This window comes from Micromonospora sp. NPDC047548 (assembly GCF_040642975.1).
Lineage (GTDB): Bacteria > Actinomycetota > Actinomycetes > Mycobacteriales > Micromonosporaceae > Micromonospora.
This window is the reverse complement of the sequence record NZ_JBEYTI010000014.1, coordinates 99,691-116,605: the sequence shown is the minus strand read 5'-3', so window position 1 is coordinate 116,605 and position 16,915 is coordinate 99,691. Positions and strand designations below refer to the sequence as shown.

The following is a 16,915-nucleotide window of genomic DNA, read 5'->3' as shown; positions in this document are numbered from 1 at the left end:
GCGACCCCTGGCACGGCGCGCGGCCTGTTCGGGCGGTGTCCGCCAGGGGTTGCCAAGGCTTTACCCAGGAGAGAACACTTAGCCCTCGCACTGTCCCACCAATCAGGCTGATCCCCTTTGCGGACGGGCTCTCGTCTGGCTCGAGCGGATCGATCAACGATAGGACGACGTGGACCTCTGGGATCTCACCAAGCTATTGCTTCGGCGGTGGTACATCGCACTGCCGATGCTGGTCGTGTCATTGGGCACGGCGGTGCTGGTCAGCTCCTCGGTCGAGCCCGACTACAGCGCCAGCGGGCACCTGCAACTCATACCGCCGCGCGGCGCCCCGGCCAAGCCGGGAAAGGAGCCGCAGGCGGTCCGCAATCCGTGGCTCGATCTTGGCTTCAACGCCACCGGGCAGGCGGCCATCATCAGGGTCCAGGAGAAGGCTGTCCTTGACGAACTCGAGGCGCAGGGGCTGACCAGCAACATCGCGGTGACCATGGCTTACCAGACGCCGATGTTCTCCATCGAGGCGGTGGGCCACAGCCCGGAGCAGGCGACCCGGAGTGTCCAGTACGTGATGAAGCTGCTTGACGAGGAGATCGCCAGATCCCAGCAGCAGTACGGTGTGACCCCGGACGCCTCGATCACCACACTGGCGCTGGACAAGGGCGAGAACGTCACGACCGTGACCTCCAAGGTGAAACGGGTGGTGGCCGTGGCCGGCGCCCTGGGCCTGCTGATCACCGCAGCAGGCACGATCGCCATCGACGCGATACTCCGCCGTCGGGCGCGACGGGGCGCGGAGGATGGCGCGGTCGCGCCGATGTCCGGACAGGTCGAAGGCGCGGCAGGTGGTCCTGCCCCACCGGTGGGCACGAACAGCGGGAGGCGCTCGGAAGTCTCCGGGGCTTCGGATGAGCGGCCTGCCGCGACGAGCGCGCGCAGGCCAGCCCGGGACGGTGGTGGCGTAGGCAGCGTGTTCGAATCCGCAACGGCGGCTGATGTCGACCGGGCCGGCATCGGGGCCGCTTCCGGCCGGCGGTCCAGCGGTAGCGATGACTACCGGTTCCGACCGTCCCGCGGGCACGACCCTCGGGCCAGCGCCAGATATGACAATGTGGCCGAGGGCCCGGGCGTGAACCCTTCCGACGCCACCATCGTCCTGCCCCTTGCACACCCGCGCTGGTCCAGGCGCGACGAGGGGACCAAGGGGCGGTGACCTCCGCCCCGGTGCACCCGGTCGATTTCGAACCCTCGCTGGTCGCCGTACACACCTATGCCACTCGGCGTCGACGCACCTACATCGACGTCGCGGCGCTGCTCAGCATCATGATCTGCCTGCTCTACCTGCTGCCGGCACGGCTGATCGTGCCGAACCTGACGTACGTGGGGCGGCCAGCCCTGCTGCTGGCGATGCTCCTCTGGTGCTGGTGGCTGTTGACCCGCCTCAACCCGTTGCTGGTCATGACAGGACCGCAGCCCCTGCGTTGGGCGGTCCTGGCCTTCCTGCTGGCGGCGATGCTGTCCTATGTCGCGGGGCTCCTGCGCGGCCTGCCCACCTTGGAGGCCAACGCTCAGGACTTCGCCATGCTCGCGCTGTGCCAGTTCCTCGGCGTGATCCTGGTTGCGGCCGACGGCATACCGAACTGGGAACGACTCAAGGGCGTCCTGCGGGTGCTCCTCTGGTGCGCCGGATTCATGGCGGTCAGCGCGCTGCTCCAGTCGATCTTCACGTTCGACATCACGCACTACCTGGTCCTGCCGGGGCTCGAGATCAAGGGCTACATCATCGGGTTCGAAAACCGAGGTGAGGGCACCGGCCTGTTCCGCGTGGCGGGTACCGCGACGCACTACATCGAGTTCAGCTCGGTCATGGCCATGGTGGTGCCGTTCGCGATCCATTTCGTGCGCTTCGCACCCTCGCGCGGCCATCGCCTCGCGGCGGCCGTCGCCGGGCTGCTGTGCGCCGCAGCCATTCCGATATCCATCTCGCGTACGGGCATCGTGGCGCTCGCCGCAGCGATCATCGTGATGATCCCCGTCTGGCCCTGGCGGTGGCGATACAACCTGCTGATTCTGGGCGGCGTGATGACCGTTGCCCTCATGGTGGTCAAGCCAGGACTGCTCGGCACGTTGAGATACATGTTCTCGGGAGCCGATGAAGATCCGAGCATCGAGGGTCGCACCAAGGACTACGAACTGGTCGGTCACTGGTTCTCGCAGCGGCCCTGGCTGGGGCGCGGCCCGCGCACGCTGGTGCCTGACCTCTACCAGGGGACTGTGCTCGACAACCAGTGGCTCTACACGTTGGTCACCGGTGGCATCCTTGGCGTGGTCGTGCTCGCTGCCTTGCACATCACCGCGATCACGCTCGCCGGGATCGCGCTGCGAAGGTCAACGCGGGAGGAAGATCGGCATCTCTGTGTCGCCCTGATCGCCGCGCAGGTGATCGGCATTCTGGTGTCGGCCACCTATGACGCCCTCGCCTACACCACCTACGCCACCACGCTCGCCCTGCTCACCGGGTTCTGCGGCGCTGTCTGGAGGTTCACCCACCCGACCCGCACCGTCCGCACCTCCACCGTCCATCGGGTGCTGAACCAGGCGCCGCGGGCGCCTCGGTAGCGGTGCCTCGCAGGGCGGTCGACCCCGCCAGCTACCAGGAGTTTCGTCCATTCCTGGCCACCGGCACGTCACCGATCGCGCCAACCGCCCCTCGTCGCTGCTCCGACCGCAAACAGCACGGTGGCCGGTACAGAGTTGCTGTCGCACTGCGAGGCTGTCCGAACGGTTGACCCGCAGCGATCCGGGATGGTGCCAGTTCCGATGTGGACGAGCAATTGTCGTGCCGTCCCCGGCACGGCTACCGTCGCGGCAGTTCTTGTCAATGAGTTCATATCTGGGGCTCACTCCTTGACTCAATCATGAGAGCGAGGGTCCGTGGACGCGGATGGACTCGGCCGGGCAGACGGATTGTCAGCACCTGCTGTTCTGACTCGTGCATCGGCAGCGGCCAGGTCGGGCTGGGCGAGGCGTGCGGGCGGTCCGGGGCGATTCTCGCGGGCGACCACCTCGGGGCGCGGGTGGAGGTGCCCGCGGCCGGGGGCGCGCCGGGCCGCGGGTGGCGCGGTGGCTCTCACCGGACTGCTTCTGCTGGGAACCGGCCTCGTCATGTCCCCAGCGAACGCCGCCACCGATGCCTGCGGCACCCCCGACAACGTCGTCGTGTGTGAGAACGGCAAGCCAGGATCGCCGGCCTCAGAATGGGATGTGGTCGGCGCAGGCGACCCCGAACTGCAGGGATTCGCGACCGACATCAGTGTCAATGTCGGCCAGCAGGTTGATTTCAAGATCAAGGCTGCGGCGTCCTCGTACACCATCGACATCTACCGCCTCGGTTGGTATGGCGGCGACGGCGCGCGAAAGTGGGGCAGCGCTGTGCCTTCCGTGCCCCTGCCCCAGCAGCAGCCCGACTGTCTCGAGGACGCCGGCACGCAGATCTACGACTGCGGCAACTGGGCCGTCTCGGCGAGCTGGACCGTCCCGCAGAGCGCGGTGTCCGGCGTCTACATCGCCCGACTGCAGCGTCCGGGGGCCGAGGACGGCAGCCACATCGTCTTCGTCGTGCGTGACGACTCCAGCCAGTCGAGGCTCTTCTTCCAGACCTCCGACACCACCTGGCAGGCATACAACCTCTACGGCGGATCCAACTTCTACGAGGGCGGCGCCCGGGGACGTGCCTACGCGCTCAGCTACAACCGCCCGTTCGCCACCCGCGGCCACATGTCGGGGCGCGACTTCCTCTTCAGCAACGAATACCCCACGATCCGCTTCCTCGAGCGCAACGGCTACGACGTCAGCTACACGACCGGGATCGACAGCGACCGGCGGGGCGGCCTCATCCGAAACCACAAGGTGTTCCTCTCGGTGGGGCACGACGAATACTGGTCAGGCGCGCAGCGCGCCAACGTCGAGGCGGCCCGGGATGCCGGCGTGCACCTCGCCTTCTTCAGCGGCAACGAGGTCTACTGGAAGACCCGCTGGGAGAGCAGCCAGGATGGCTCCGGCACGCCGTACCGCACCCTGGTCTGCTACAAGGAGACCTGGGCCAACGACAAGATCGATGACTCCGCGGAATGGACCGGCACGTGGCGGGACCCGCGGTTCACCCCGCCCGGCGACGGCGGGAGGCCGGAAAACGCTCTGACGGGTACCGCATACGTGGCCAACGACGACGACCTGCCGTTGCAGGTTCCGGCCGAGCAGGGCCGGTTCCGGATCTGGCGCAACACCTCCGTTGCCGCCGCCGCCCCGGGACAGGTGACCACTCTTGCCGAGCACCTCGTCGGGTACGAGTCCAATGAGGACCTGGACAACGGGTTCCGGCCCGCGGGACTGATCCGGATGTCCACCACCACCGGTCCGACACCGCAGTATCTTCGCGACTTCGGCAACAAGGTGAGCCCGGGAACCACCACCCACCACATCACGATGTACAAGGCCAGCAGCGGCGCACTGGTGTTCTCGGCCGGCACCATTCAGTGGGGCTGGGGCCTCGACGACAGGCACGACTCCCGCACCGCGGTGGAGCCGGCCGACCCGGCCATCCAGCAGGCCACCATCAACCTCCTCGCGGACATGGGCGTCCAGCCGGCCACCCTGATGACCGGCCGGGCCGCGGCCAGCGCGTCGACCGACACCCAGCCGCCGACCGCGACCATCACCTCGCCCACGACGGGGGTGTCGGCGACCAACGGCAACGAGGTCACCGTCCAGGGCACCGCCAGCGACACCGGCGGCGGCCGGGTGGCCGGCGTGGAGGTGTCCACCGACGGCGGCGAGACCTGGCATGCGGCGGCGGGCACCACCTCGTGGACCTACCGGTTCTGGGCGAGTGGACTGGGCACGCAGAGCATTCTCGCCCGCGCTACCGACGACAGCGCCAACCTCGGCCAGCCCAGCCAGCCCGCCGTGCTCACGCTCACCGGCTCGAACACCCTGTTCGGTCAACGGCTGCCGGCAAACCCGGCGGAGTCCGACGCCGGCGCGTGGGAACTCGGCATCCGGTTCACGCCGCTGACCGACGGCTTCGTCACCGGAATCCGCTTCTACAAGGGCCCCGGCAATACCGGCACCCATACCGGCAGCCTCTGGTCGGCTGGCGGCACCCGGCTGGCGACCGGGACGTTCACCGGGGAGACGGCCACCGGGTGGCAGAAGCTGAGCTTCAGCACCGCCGTGCCGGTCACCGCCCACACCAGGTACGTCGCGTCGTACTTCGCTCCCGCCGGCCACTACGCCGCCGACTTCCACCAGTTCAACTACCGGGACTGGGTGTCCGGCCCGCTCGCCGCGACTCGTGCCACCCAGACGAGCGGCAACGGCCTTTTCCGCTACGGCAGCAGCGGCTTTCCGGCCAGCACCTACGACGGTACGAACTACTACGTGGACGTGACCTTCACGGCCGCGGCCGACGCGGCGCCGGCCGTCTCGTCGATCAACCCCATCGGTGACCAGACGGGTGTGCCGGTTTCGGTGGCGCCGTCTGCCACCTTCTCCAAGCCGATCGACGCGTCGAGCCTGCAGTTCACGCTCACGAACTCGGCCGGCGCCCCGGTGGCGGGCACCGTCGGGTATGACGGGCCCACCCGAACCGCCACGTTCACTCCCGCATCCCCGCTGGAAGCGACGCGGACGTACACCGCCGCGGTGGTGGGCAGCGACACCCAGGGCAACGCCATGGACGCGCCGACGCGGTGGTCTTTCACGACCGACCTCGATCCGTCCGTGCTGAAGCTGTTCGCCACGAACGCCACGCCGGCGTCTCCGGCGTACAACGATGGTGGCGCCGTCGAAGTGGGCGTGAAGTTCCGGCCGTCGGTGAGCGGTTCGGTCATCGGCCTGCGGTATTTCCGCGGCGATGGCAACATCGGCACGCACACAGGAAGCCTGTGGACGGCGAGCGGAACACTGCTGGCCCGGCTCACCTTCCCGTCGAACGCGGCGATCGGGTGGCAGAGCGCGATGTTCGCAAACCCGGTGCCCATCTCCGCCAACACCACGTACGTGGTGTCCTACCATGCGCCGAACGGCCATTACGCCATCACCACGAACTTCTTCGCCTCGGCCTGGACCAACGGTCCGCTGACCGCGCCGGCCACCGCCAACGGGGTCTACCGCTACAGCGGCACCCCCGCGTTCCCGAACAACTCCTACCAGGCCGCCAACTACTGGGTGGATCCGTTGATCCTGCCCGGAGGGGGCTCGGAACCGCCTCCCGCCCCGACGACGATCGGGTTCTTCGCCGAGGATGACCTGCCGGCCTGGGACAACTGGAACGACACCAGTGCGGTGGAGGTCGGCGTCAAGTTCAGTTCGGACGTCGCCGGTGACGTGCAGGGTGTCCGCTTCTACAAGGGCGAGCTCAACGGTGGCGTCCACACCGGCACGCTCTGGTCGGCGAACGGCACCCTACTGGCCACCGCCACGTTCGAGGACGAGACCGCCTCGGGGTGGCAGATGCTGAAGTTCTCCCAGCCGGTCACCATCACTGCGGGCACCACGTACGTCATCTCGTACCAGACCCTGGCCGGGCGGTACGCGCTGACCAGCAACTCGTTCACCAACCCACTGACGCGCGGGCCCCTGCACATTCCCGCCGCCGGTGCCGTCTACCGGTACGGCGGAGGCTTTCCGGGCAATCCCTCAAACGCCAATTACTGGGTGGACGTCGTCTTCAAGCGTGCATAGCGGGGTCACATTGGCGACAGCGGCCCGAGCCGGTGAGTCGTTGTGATCCCCGCCCTGCCTGTGGAAGCGTGGCTTTCGTCAGCAGGCACCCGGCGCGAGACGCGCGGGCGGGGCGGTTGTTGAGAGGAATGCCGCAACGCGGCACACAGGCCGCGGCAACCGGCCGGCTGAGGCGGAGACAGCGAGGTAAGCGGTGGTGCGACCGTGATCAAGCTCAGACCCCAACCGCTGCGAGGGCGGCCCACGGTCTCCGTCGTGGTTCCCTGCTACAACTATGGGCGCTTCCTGCCCGACTGCGTGTCCGGCGTACTCGGGCAGGAGGAGGTCGAGGTCGACGTCGTGATCGTCGACGACGCCTCTCCGGACGGCAGCAGCGTGGTCGCCCGGCGGCTCGCTGCGGCCGACCAGCGGGTCAGGCTGATCGCCCACGAGACCAACCGCGGCCACATCGCCACCTACAACGAGGGGCTGGCCGTCGCCGAGGGGGAGTTCGTCGTCCTGCTCTCGGCCGACGACCTGCTCAGTCCCGGCTCGTTGGCCCGGTCGGTCGCGTTGCTGCAGGCCCACCCCGAGGTGGGAATGGTCTACGGCTTCTCGCCAACGTTTGCCGACCGGCCACCGACGCCCCGCACGACCGCCCGCTCGTGGTCGATCTGGCCCGGGTTGGAATGGATCGAGCAGATGTGCCGGCGAATGAGCAACCCGGTTTCCACGCCCGAGGTCGTCATGCGCGGCTCGCTGATGCGGGAGTTCGTCGGCTACGACAAGCGGCTGCCACACGCCGCCGACCTTCTGCTGTGGTTGCGGGCCGCGACGCGTGGTCCGATCGGCCGGATCAACGGCGCGGACCAGGCGTTCTACCGCAAGCATGGGGCCAACATGCACGTCGAGATGTTCGCCGGCGTCTACACCGACATCGCCGAGCGGAGGCGCACCTTCGACATCCTCTTCGACGAGGACAGCGCCTGCTTTCCGGACGGTCACCAGCTGCGCGAGGTGGCCCTGCGGTCCCTCGCCCGCGAGGCGCTGGTCACCATGTGCCAGGCGGAGAAGCTGGGTCAGGTCGGCGACGAGCCGCACGACAAGCTGGTCGCGCTGGCCGCGGAGATGTGCCCACCCGAGCGCGACCCGCGGTTGTGGCGGGCGTACGAGCGGACGCAGACGCGGTCGCGCAGCGGCCGGGGGCCGGTGGTGCCCCGCACGGTCGGTCGGGCCATGGCGGACCTCGGCGGCCGGATCCGCTGGCGGCGTTGGCGCCGGACGGGATTGATGAGCGCGGTGGGGTCGCTGTGAGCGCAATGCCCGCCGGAAGGGATGTCATCGTCCTTTCCGCGCTGTCGAAACTCTACGAGCCGACGCCGAAGTGGATGCGGTTCCTGGCCCGGACCCACATCACCGAGCCGGTCAAGGCTCTCGACGGGGTGGACCTGGTGGTACGGGCTGGCGAGATCTGTGCCATCGTCGGCCCCAACGGCGCCGGTAAGACATCACTGTTCCGGATCATCGTCGGACTGACCACGGCGACCGGCGGCACCGGCAGCGTCCTGGGCCTCGACGTCGAGCGCGACTCCGAGGAGATCCGTCAGGTCGTCGGCTGGATGCCGGCCGAGGACCGCAGCCTGCTCATGCGAGCCACCTGCCGGGAGAACCTCCAGCTGCACGGCCGCCTGCAGGGCATGCACCGGCGGGACCTGGCCGCGCGGATCCCGCACGTTCTCGCGGCCGTCAATCTGGTTCCCCAGACCGACGCGGTCGTCGCGAGCCTCTCCGCCGGGATGAAGGCACGACTGCGCCTGGCCCGGGCGCTCCTGCCGGGCCCGCGGGCGCTGATCCTCGACGAGCCCACCGGTGCCGTCGACCCGATCGCCGCCCATCAACTTCTGACGCTCATCATGGACCTGGTCGACCGGGAGCAACTCGCGGTGCTCATCTCCTCGCACCGACTGGAGGAGATCGAGGCACTACAGTCGCAGGCCCTGCTCCTGGACCGCGGCCGGGTCAGGTACTCGGGCGATCTGCAGAGCCTTCGCGACGAGTGGGAAAGCCCGCAACTGGAACTGGTCTTCACGGATCCGCTACGAGCCCGACACGCCAGCGCCGAGCTGATCGCCCAAGGCATCGACATCACCGTCGACGGCGGCACCGTCATCTGTCGCATGCCGGCCCGGGGTGGCGTCGGTGCCGTCCTGGCCGGGCTCGGTCCGCTCACCGCGTCGATCCAACACATCAGGGAGGTCCCGATGCCGCTGCGCGACCTGATCGCGCAGGTCTACGCCAGCGGGCCCGCGGAAGAGGGTGTGCTGCGATGAGCATCGAGTCCCGTGCCGGCTCCGTCGCGTCCGGGGCGAGCGCGGCGGCGGCACTGGGTTATCCGGTGCCGATCCGTCGCCGTACCCGCCTGCGCAAGGTCCTCGAAACCTTCGAGGGATACATCCGGATCGACCTGGTCGAAGAGCGGATGTTCCCTGCGGCGAGCCTGTTGCGCTATCTCGCCGTCGTCTTTCCCGTGCTGCTCTACTACTTCCAGAGCGCGTTCCTCGACATGGGCGGCCAGCTCTTCTCGGTCATGCTCATCGGCACGGCGGTGACCGCCGGGCTGCAGGAAGCCCTTACCGGGCTCACCAACCGCCTCCAGTACGCCCAGGAGCGCGGCACGTTGGAGACCTACCTCGTCGAGCCGGTGCCGTGGGCGCTGATCCCGCTCGCGATGAACATCTGGCGCAGCGTCACCGGCGGAATCCTGGCCTGCATCATGGTCGGCGTCGGTTGGGCCCTGGGCGCGCCGATCGAGGCGCGGTCCATCCCCCTGGCGCTGCTGGTGCTCTTCCTCGGCATCGTGGCCTGTAACGCCGTGGGCACGCTCGCGGCGAGCTTCCTCGTACTCTTCAAGCGGGGCGAGCCGGTCATCGCGCTCTACGGCCTGGCTGCCGGTGTGCTCGGTGGCGCCCTCTTCCCGGTCAGCGTGCTGCCGGACTGGATCCGGTGGGTGAGTTATCTCGTCCCGCACTCGTACGTGATCAGCGCCGAGCGTCAGCTGCTGATGGCAGACCCGCCCGCGGGCGAGCAGTCGCCAGCTGTCTCGATCGCGATACTGGCGCTCTTCTGCCTGGTCGTCTTCACGGGCGGGCTCTTCGTCTTCGATCGATCGCTGAAGCTTGCCCGTCGACTCGGCATTCTCAGCGTGTGATTCCGCTCCAGCCGATTGGCCCTGCCATGCATCGTCTTCTGCTCTGGGCGCAGCGCCGCGCCCACGCTGTCCCGGTGCCACTGCGCCGCCTCGGCCGGCTCGTGCTCGGCAGGGTCGGCGGAGGTGAGACGGAATCGTCCGGCCCGCTGGAGGACTGGTCGACACCGCTCCTGCCGGGCCGCGGCACCGGCGACCTCGAGTCGCTGCCACCGGTGCCAGACGCTGGCGCCGGTCCCGATCTGGCCCCGCCGACGGTCGGCCGGCCCGCGTCGGCCGGAGAGGCGCCACTGCGCGTCGTCGTCGCCATCGACGTGCTCGACGTCGGCGGGATGGACGAGTTCGTCGCGTTTCTGGGCCGCCGGCTTCCGCGTCACGGCGTCCAGACCGTGGTCGCGTACGCCAGCACCACGATGCCCGGCTATCAGGGTCAGAGCGGTCGCCTCGTACGCGCCCTGGAACGCGACGGGGTGGCCACGGTGGCGCTGACCGCAGAGTCGTGTCGGGAGTGGCTGCGGGCACATCGGCCCGACGTCATCAGCGCGCACGGTGCACCCGACTGGCTGCTCGACGTCGCGGCCGAGTTGGGCGTGCCGTGGGTGGAGACCCTGCACGGCATGCACCACTTCCTGCACCCCGACACGTGGGAGCCCGAGCGGCGGCGAAGCCATCGGATCCAGGCCCAGATCGCCGTCAGCGAGCTGGTCCGGCGGCAGTATCTCGCGCGTAACCCGAACTTCCCGGCAGAGCGGATAGTGACCGTGCCGAACGGAGTCGACGAAGAGCGGCTCAGATGGGTCGACCGGTCGCAGGCGCGGGCGGCGCTCGGTCTGCGCGACGAGTTCGTCTTCCTCTCGCTGGCCCGCTACGGCCTGCAGAAGAACACCTTCGCGCTCGTCACCGCGTTCGCCCAGGTGGCTGCGGTTCATCCCGCGGCGCACCTGCTGGTCGCCGGCCGCGCCGACGACCAGCGCTACTACGAGCAGGTGCGCGCCCACGCCGAGCGCCTCACCTGCGCCAGTCGGATCCATCTGCGCGGCCACTGTGCGAACACCTCGGCCTTGCTGGCAGCGGCCGACGCGTTCGTCCTCGACTCGTTCTTCGAGGGGTGGCCGTTGGCCTCGATGGAGGCGCTCGCCGCCGGCCTGCCGGTGGTGATGAGCGACGTCGGCGGGGCACGCGAGCAGTTGGGAGACGGTGGCCGGGGCCACCTCGTGGACAACCCCGCCGGCGACCCCGAGGCGATCGACTGGCAGCTGATCAGCGACCTGCGGTTCCGATCGCAGGGCAACCAGGACCAGTTGGTCTCGGCGATGTCCGCGCTGGTCGCGGACCGGGCGCGGTGGGCGGCCGACCGTCAGCGGTTGCGTGACGAGGCCCGGTCGGCATTTTCGGCAGAGCTGTGCCTGAGCCGTCACGCCACCGTGTTGCGCAGCGTCGTCCAGGGCAAGCCGGTACCGACTTTCCTCCACCATGCGCGGCGCTGATCCCGTCACACCGGCACGACGCACGTCACCGGACCACCGCCGGTGACCAGGCGTCGTGCACGAGTAACCGGGCTGCCCCGCCGCCGCCGGCCGGGACCACCCAGACGTCGCTGGTCGCCCTGGTTGAGCCGCTGCGCGGCAGGCCGTAGATCACCTGATCGTCGTCAAGCCACTCGACCTGGTCGTCCACGCTGCGCTCCTCCGCGAGGAGAGTCTCCTTGCCGGTCCTGAGGTCGTAGACCGCCAGCCGCCAACGACCCGAAGGCAGGTCACCGTGCTTCTTGAACGCGACCCGGGTGCCGTCCGGTGACAGCGACGGGCATTCGACGTCTTCGCGCAGCGCGGTCACCCGCCGGGCAGTGAGACTGCCATGGACGAGCCAGGTACGCCCACCGGACGCGGCCGTCGCGTAGAACCGGTCGTCGTCGGCGAAGGTGACGCCCCACAGGTTCCGGTCCGCGTCGGTCACCGTCCTGCCGTTGACCACCAGCACGAACTGCTCGATGTCCCCGACCATCGTGCCGTCCACCCGACTGACCATCGTGCGGGTCGAGAACTGACCAGGCGTGGCGTACGAGTCACCGAAGACGAAGGTGGTGGTGGCGACCAGCGAGCCGTCGCGGGACAGCCGGGCCCGGCTCGGGACGCCAGTCAGCGGCAGGTCGCGCCGCGGCGTCCAGTCGGAGTTCAGCAACGTCGTCTGATAGCTCGTCACCAGGCCCTTTCGGGAGGCCAGGCAGATCGCCTCGCCGGCCCTGGCGTAGATCCGGTCGCACTTGGCCGAGGTGAGGGCACGCGGGCCGTCCGGCGCGGACAGCGGCGCCAGCGCAACCCGCCCGTAGCCGTCATCCGGCGCGGTGCTTCGGAAGACGAGGTGCGGCTGGCGCGCCATGGCGGACAGGCCGTCCGGGTTCGCGGCGACTCGTGCGTCGGCCCCGGCCTGATCCTGCGCGCGGCGTTCGAGCAGCACGTATCCGCCGCCACCGAGGACTGCGAGCACCAGGACGCCCGCGAACAGCGCCACCCGTAGCCGCAGCGTCATGCCTTCACCTCCGGCGTGCCGTCCGGGCGCCGCGGCCCCGCCTCGCGCACCTGGTCGCTGCTTCTCGCGTGCGGCGCGGCGATCTGGCCGGCATCCACCTCGCGCAGCAGCCAGAAAGCCACGGGTATGGCGGCGGTCAGCAGGCCGGCCACGACCAGCATCGCGGGTACCCGTCCCTGCAGCTGCCAGAGCAGGCCGAACGCCAGCGACGCGACAAACCGCGCCAGCGCGAGGGCGGTCTGCGCCGCCGCGATTCCGCTTCCCCGCGCCTGGGCGGGAACGAGCCCGCTGACGAGGGCCGACAGCACGCCGTCGGTGGCGGCGTAGAAGGTGCCGAGCAGCAGCAGGATGGCGACGGTCGACGTGAGACCGCCCGCGGAGCGGGCGGTCAGCAGGTAGGCGACCAGCAGCGGCAGGTGGCCGGCGACCAGCACCCGGGCCCTGCCGACCCGGTCGGCGAGGCGCCCGATCGGCACGGCGAGGACGAGGTAGGCGATGTTGGTGCCCACGTAGAGCAGCGGGAAGTAGCGCGCCGCGACGTCGTCGCGGTCCTGTATCGCGAGGTAGAGGAAGCCGTCGCCGAGGGTCAACAGGCCCAGCAACGCCGCCGCGACCAGTGGGCGGCGTAGCTGCCGCCGGGTCAGCTCCCGACCGAGTTGGCGTAACCCGAGGCGCGCGCCGGGGGGCGCGGTGCGGCGGTCGGGCACGAAGAGCACCAGTACGGCGACACCGACGACGGCGAACGCGAACGAGACCACGAACACCGAGTCGTAACTGGCCGGCACAGCGGCGAGCAGCGAGAACGCGATCAGCGGACCGAGAGCGGCGCCGAGGGTGTCCAGCGCCCGGTGTACGCCGAACGAGCGACCCAGCAGGTGCGGCTCGGACGCGCCGGCGATCAACGCGTCGCGGGGCGCGGTACGCAACCCCTTGCCGAGCCGGTCGGCCGTGATCACGGCGGTGATCGCCGCGAGACCGTGCACCGGGAGCATCGCGATGCGGCTCAGCGCGGAGAACCCGTACCCGACAGCGGCGACCCACTTCGGGTGGTCGCTCCGGTCCCCGGCATAGCCGCCCGCGATCCGTACGACCGCGCTCACCCCCTGGTAGAGGCCGTCGAGCAGGCCGTAGGCGGCCATTCCAAGACCCACCTGGGCGGTCAGGTAGAGCGGGAGGACCGACGACACCATCTCGGAGGAGACATCGGTGAGCATGCTGACGATGCCGAGGAGGATGACGGTCGTGGCGACCCGTTGGGCAGCGGTGCCCGTGGTCGATGGCATGTCACGTCCGCGGGGCCTGTCCCGCAGTGATACGTACACCGAGCTTCGCCTTTCGCCGTGCCCCCAGCGGGACCGGGTTGCCGCCTACCCGGCACGCCGCGGTTCCGTGAGTTCCGCTTCGAGCTGGGTGATCCGGCGTACCAGGTCGATCGTGCGTAACCCGAGCGTGGCGCGGACGGACGAGACGACGTGGGTCGCCGGGACCGGACACTGGCCGTCGACGCGCAGTGACTCCAGCCGCAGCACCCCGTCGCCGGTGAGCACGTCGACGCAGCCGTTCTGCTTGTCCACCCGGACCACCCGGCCGGGCACGCGGCCGGCGTAGACCGGCGCGTCCGCCACGGGTGTCGCCCGGTCGATCCACACCACCTGCAGGCCGACGTAGGTGTAGGCGCCGGGGAACGGCGCCGACAGCGCCCGGACCTGGCGGTCGATGGTGGCGGTGGAGGCCCGCCAGTCGATCTCTCCGTCCTCAGGCAGCCTCGTGCATCCGTACGTCGCGTGTGATTCGTCCTGCGGCACACCTGGGTCGCCCTCGAGGTGCCGGGCGACCGCGTCGGCCAGGTGCTCCCGTTGCAGGTCGTCGAGGCGGCGGTAGACATCGCCGACCGTGTCGCATGCCCCGATGGGCGTCGGAGCCTGGAAGAGAACGCCACCGGCGTCGAGACCCGGCACGATCGTGTGCACGCTGATCCACGCCTCGGGCTCGCCGGCGAGCATCATCCAGTTGACATTGGCCCGGCCGCGATAGCGGGGCAGCGGGGAGTAGTGCACGTTGACGAAGGGGCACAGGGTGAGCAGGCCCGCCGGCAGCACCCGGTCGTAGGAGGACACGACGACCGCGTCGGGTGCCAGCCGCTCGACCAGCTCGCGCACCGCCGCCAGCGAGGTCTCGCCGGTGACCTCGGCGCCGCCCGCAGCTGCGGTGCGGACCAGCTCGTCGTCGCCCGGCCGGACCAGCGCCACAACGTCGAAGCGGCCCGACAGCGACGCGTACGCGGCGGCAGCGGTCGGGCCGAGACCCAGGTGCACCACCTGCGAGCGGGGCTCAGAGCTCATCGAGAAACTCCAGGTCCTGCGGCCTGCGCAGCGCCGGCGGGCGAAGCAGCACCTCGGCCACCTTCAGCCCACCCGCCTGCAGCCGCACGATCGGGTCGGGGCCGACGGCCGACGGCAGCACCGCCATGTGCCCGGGACTGGGCGGGATCATCGGCCAGTACGGCAGGCCGGCGGCGTCGAGAGCGGCGCGGTCGAGGTCGCCCCAGTACTGCACGACCGGCAGCCCGGGCCAGCGGGTGGCGATTTCCTCGACCGTCGCCGGGCTGAGCACGGATCCGCCGGTCGGGCGCAGCGACACCACCAACGCGTCCAGAGCAGCGGCAGGGGACAGGCCGGCCACCGAGGCCGCGGCGGTCACCGAGCGGGCGCCCGCCCCGCGCAGCCCGCGTACCAGGTAGTCCTCGAACGGGTTGTCGCAGAGCACGCCGAGGTGCGTGCCGTAGGTCGGGATCCCGGCATCGATCAGCGCTTTCACCGCCATGAGCCCGAGATAGGAGAAGACGTCGACGGACGGGTGGCGCTCGTTGGTGCCGGCCACCGCGACCCCGCGCTGACGCAGCCTCTCGAGGTCGAGGTCGAAGCGTCCGGCCTGGATCTCCCACGCCTCGAACATGAGCGGCACGACCGCGCCCGGCTTCATAGCCGCGACCAGGGTCGCGTCGATCGGCCGGACGTGGCCGCTGTTGGTGACGACATCGGCAGCGGCGACGTCGGCCAGCGAACGGTGATCGGTGATCGTGATGCGATCGGCCACCCCGAACTGCGCGGCTAGCGCCTCCGTCTGTGCGTGTACCTCGGCGACCGACCCGTGCCGGCTGGCTCGCGTCCACGCGTGCACCCGTGCCGCGCCGGCCAGGGCGGCGAGGACCGGCGTGACCACGTACGCCCCGGTGGCGGCCTCGGTCAGCACGACCCGGTCGGTCAGGTCCAGCTCCACCCGGGCGGCCGCGTCGGCCACCAGCCGGGCGAGCCTCGTGGCGGGCGACGCCGCGATGACCGGCCCTGCCGTCATCGGATCGCCCGCACCAGTGCCTCGGCGACCCGCTCCTGCTGGTCGGCGGAAATGCCGGGATGGAGCGGCAGGGACAGCAGTGTGCCGGCCGCCTGCTCGGCGACGGGGAAGGCGCTCACGCCCGCACCGAGCGCGGCGAAGGCGGGGTGCAGGTGGACGGGCCGGGGATAGTGCACGCCGGCGCCGATGCCGTCGTGCTGAAGGCGGCTCAGCACCGCGTCCCGATCGTCCACCCGCACCGGGTAGAGGTGCCAGACGTGCGTGTTGCCCGTGGCCGTTCGGGGGAGGGTGATCCGGTCGACCCCGTCGAGCAGCTTGTCGTAGCGGCTCGCCGCCTCCTGGCGCAGCGTGTTCCAGCGGGCGAGGTGGGCGAGCTTGGCGCGGAGCACGACTGCCTGCAGGGCGTCCATGCGTGAGTTGAAACCGACGGTGATGTGGTCGTACTTGGTCTCCGCGCCGTGATTGGCGAGTAGGCGAACCCGGGTGGCCACCTGCGTGGCACCGGTGAGCACCGCCCCCGCGTCACCGTAGGCGCCGAGGTTCTTGCCCGGGTAGAAGCTGGTGCCGGCCGCGTCCCCGAACGTCCCCGCCGGCCGACCGTGCCTGGTTGCCCCCTGACACTGGGCGGCGTCCTCGACCACCGGAATGCCGCGCGGCATGGTGATCTCCAGGATCCGCTCCATCGGCGCAAGCTGGCCGTACAGGTGAACGGGCAGGACCGCGCGGGTCCGCTCGCTGAGCGCGCGGGTCAGCAGGCGAGGGTCCAGCAGCAGGTGGTCGGGGTCGACGTCGACCAGCACCGGGGTGGCGCCGCAGCGCACCACCGCCTCAGCTGTCGCGACGAATGTCATCGCGGGCAGTACGACCTCGTGGCCGGGGCCGACGCCGACGGCGCGCAGCGCCAGCTCCAACGCGTCGGTGCCGTTGGCGACGCCGACGCAGTGCGGCACGCCCATCGTCGCCGCGTACTCCCGCTCGAAGGCCGTCACCTGTTGGCCGCCGACGAAGCTTCCGGCGCCGATGACGTCCGCGAAGCCGGCGGTCACCTCGTCGGCGATCTCCGCGTGCTGCCACTGCAGATCGACCAGCGGAACGGATTGCGTCATACCC

Annotated in this window: 12 protein-coding genes; 7 read left to right on the top strand and 5 right to left on the bottom strand. The window is 70.0% G+C overall.

The window, feature by feature from the left end; genetic code table 11:
- The first annotated feature begins 169 nt into the window (after positions 1-169).
- The 7 genes from ABZ807_RS17140 (at position 170) to ABZ807_RS17110 (ending at position 11,409) form a co-directional block, all read left to right on the top strand.
- Positions 170-1,207: a hypothetical protein gene (locus ABZ807_RS17140; protein ID WP_357158182.1), complete on the top strand. Its 1,038-nt coding sequence runs from the start codon at positions 170-172 to the stop codon at positions 1,205-1,207.
- Complete coding sequence (locus ABZ807_RS17135; protein ID WP_357158179.1) at positions 1,204-2,613, top strand: O-antigen ligase family protein; 1,410 nt, start codon at positions 1,204-1,206, stop codon at positions 2,611-2,613. The genes ABZ807_RS17140 and ABZ807_RS17135 overlap by 4 nt, the downstream gene beginning before the upstream one ends.
- A gap of 504 nt (positions 2,614-3,117) precedes the next feature.
- Positions 3,118-6,738, top strand: a complete 3,621-nt coding sequence (locus ABZ807_RS17130; RefSeq protein ID WP_357158176.1) for a DUF4082 domain-containing protein — start codon at positions 3,118-3,120, stop codon at positions 6,736-6,738.
- Between the two features lie 204 nt (positions 6,739-6,942).
- On the top strand, positions 6,943-8,031 hold the full coding sequence (locus ABZ807_RS17125; protein ID WP_357158173.1) for a glycosyltransferase: 1,089 nt from the start codon (positions 6,943-6,945) through the stop codon (positions 8,029-8,031).
- A gap of 5 nt (positions 8,032-8,036) precedes the next feature.
- Positions 8,037-9,047: an ABC transporter ATP-binding protein gene (locus tag ABZ807_RS17120; protein WP_357158267.1), complete on the top strand. Its 1,011-nt coding sequence runs from the start codon at positions 8,037-8,039 to the stop codon at positions 9,045-9,047.
- Complete coding sequence (locus tag ABZ807_RS17115) at positions 9,044-9,925, top strand: ABC transporter permease (protein WP_357158170.1); 882 nt, start codon at positions 9,044-9,046, stop codon at positions 9,923-9,925. The genes ABZ807_RS17120 and ABZ807_RS17115 overlap by 4 nt, the downstream gene beginning before the upstream one ends.
- A 26-nt stretch (positions 9,926-9,951) precedes the next feature.
- Positions 9,952-11,409 carry a glycosyltransferase gene (locus tag ABZ807_RS17110; protein ID WP_357158167.1) on the top strand — a complete coding sequence of 486 codons (1,458 nt, stop codon included), beginning with the start codon at positions 9,952-9,954 and terminating at the stop codon, positions 11,407-11,409.
- A gap of 25 nt (positions 11,410-11,434) precedes the next feature.
- Here the strand turns inward: ABZ807_RS17110 and ABZ807_RS17105 are convergent, their stop codons facing one another.
- From ABZ807_RS17105 to ABZ807_RS17085, 5 genes are all read right to left on the bottom strand, one after another.
- Positions 11,435-12,451, bottom strand: coding sequence for a hypothetical protein (locus ABZ807_RS17105; protein ID WP_357158164.1), 1,017 nt, complete (start codon positions 12,449-12,451; stop codon positions 11,435-11,437).
- Complete coding sequence (locus tag ABZ807_RS17100; protein ID WP_357158161.1) at positions 12,448-13,734, bottom strand: MFS transporter; 1,287 nt, start codon at positions 13,732-13,734, stop codon at positions 12,448-12,450. The genes ABZ807_RS17105 and ABZ807_RS17100 overlap by 4 nt, the downstream gene beginning before the upstream one ends.
- Before the next feature lie 84 nt (positions 13,735-13,818).
- Positions 13,819-14,793 carry a methionyl-tRNA formyltransferase gene (locus ABZ807_RS17095; RefSeq protein WP_357158158.1) on the bottom strand — a complete coding sequence of 325 codons (975 nt, stop codon included), beginning with the start codon at positions 14,791-14,793 and terminating at the stop codon, positions 13,819-13,821.
- Entirely contained in the window at positions 14,783-15,805 is a 1,023-nt protein-coding gene (locus ABZ807_RS17090; protein WP_357158155.1) for a hypothetical protein, read from the bottom strand. The genes ABZ807_RS17095 and ABZ807_RS17090 overlap by 11 nt, the downstream gene beginning before the upstream one ends.
- Positions 15,802-16,911 (bottom strand): DegT/DnrJ/EryC1/StrS family aminotransferase, encoded by a 1,110-nt coding sequence (locus ABZ807_RS17085; RefSeq protein WP_357158153.1) that lies wholly within the window; start codon positions 16,909-16,911, stop codon positions 15,802-15,804. Before ABZ807_RS17085 ends, ABZ807_RS17090 begins: the two co-directional genes overlap by 4 nt.
- Positions 16,912-16,915: the final 4 nt, after the last annotated feature.

Coding starts and splice junctions, on each gene's coding strand:
- ABZ807_RS17120 (WP_357158267.1), top strand. CDS start 8,037: ATGCCCGCCGGAAGGGATGTCATCGTCCTTTCCGCGCTGTCGAAACTC.
- ABZ807_RS17115 (WP_357158170.1), top strand. CDS start 9,044: ATGAGCATCGAGTCCCGTGCCGGCTCCGTCGCGTCCGGGGCGAGCGCG.
- ABZ807_RS17110 (WP_357158167.1), top strand. CDS start 9,952: ATGCATCGTCTTCTGCTCTGGGCGCAGCGCCGCGCCCACGCTGTCCCG.
- ABZ807_RS17105 (WP_357158164.1), bottom strand. CDS start 12,451: ATGACGCTGCGGCTACGGGTGGCGCTGTTCGCGGGCGTCCTGGTGCTC.
- ABZ807_RS17100 (WP_357158161.1), bottom strand. CDS start 13,734: ATGCCATCGACCACGGGCACCGCTGCCCAACGGGTCGCCACGACCGTC.
- ABZ807_RS17095 (WP_357158158.1), bottom strand. CDS start 14,793: ATGAGCTCTGAGCCCCGCTCGCAGGTGGTGCACCTGGGTCTCGGCCCG.
- ABZ807_RS17090 (WP_357158155.1), bottom strand. CDS start 15,805: ATGACGGCAGGGCCGGTCATCGCGGCGTCGCCCGCCACGAGGCTCGCC.
- ABZ807_RS17085 (WP_357158153.1), bottom strand. CDS start 16,911: ATGACGCAATCCGTTCCGCTGGTCGATCTGCAGTGGCAGCACGCGGAG.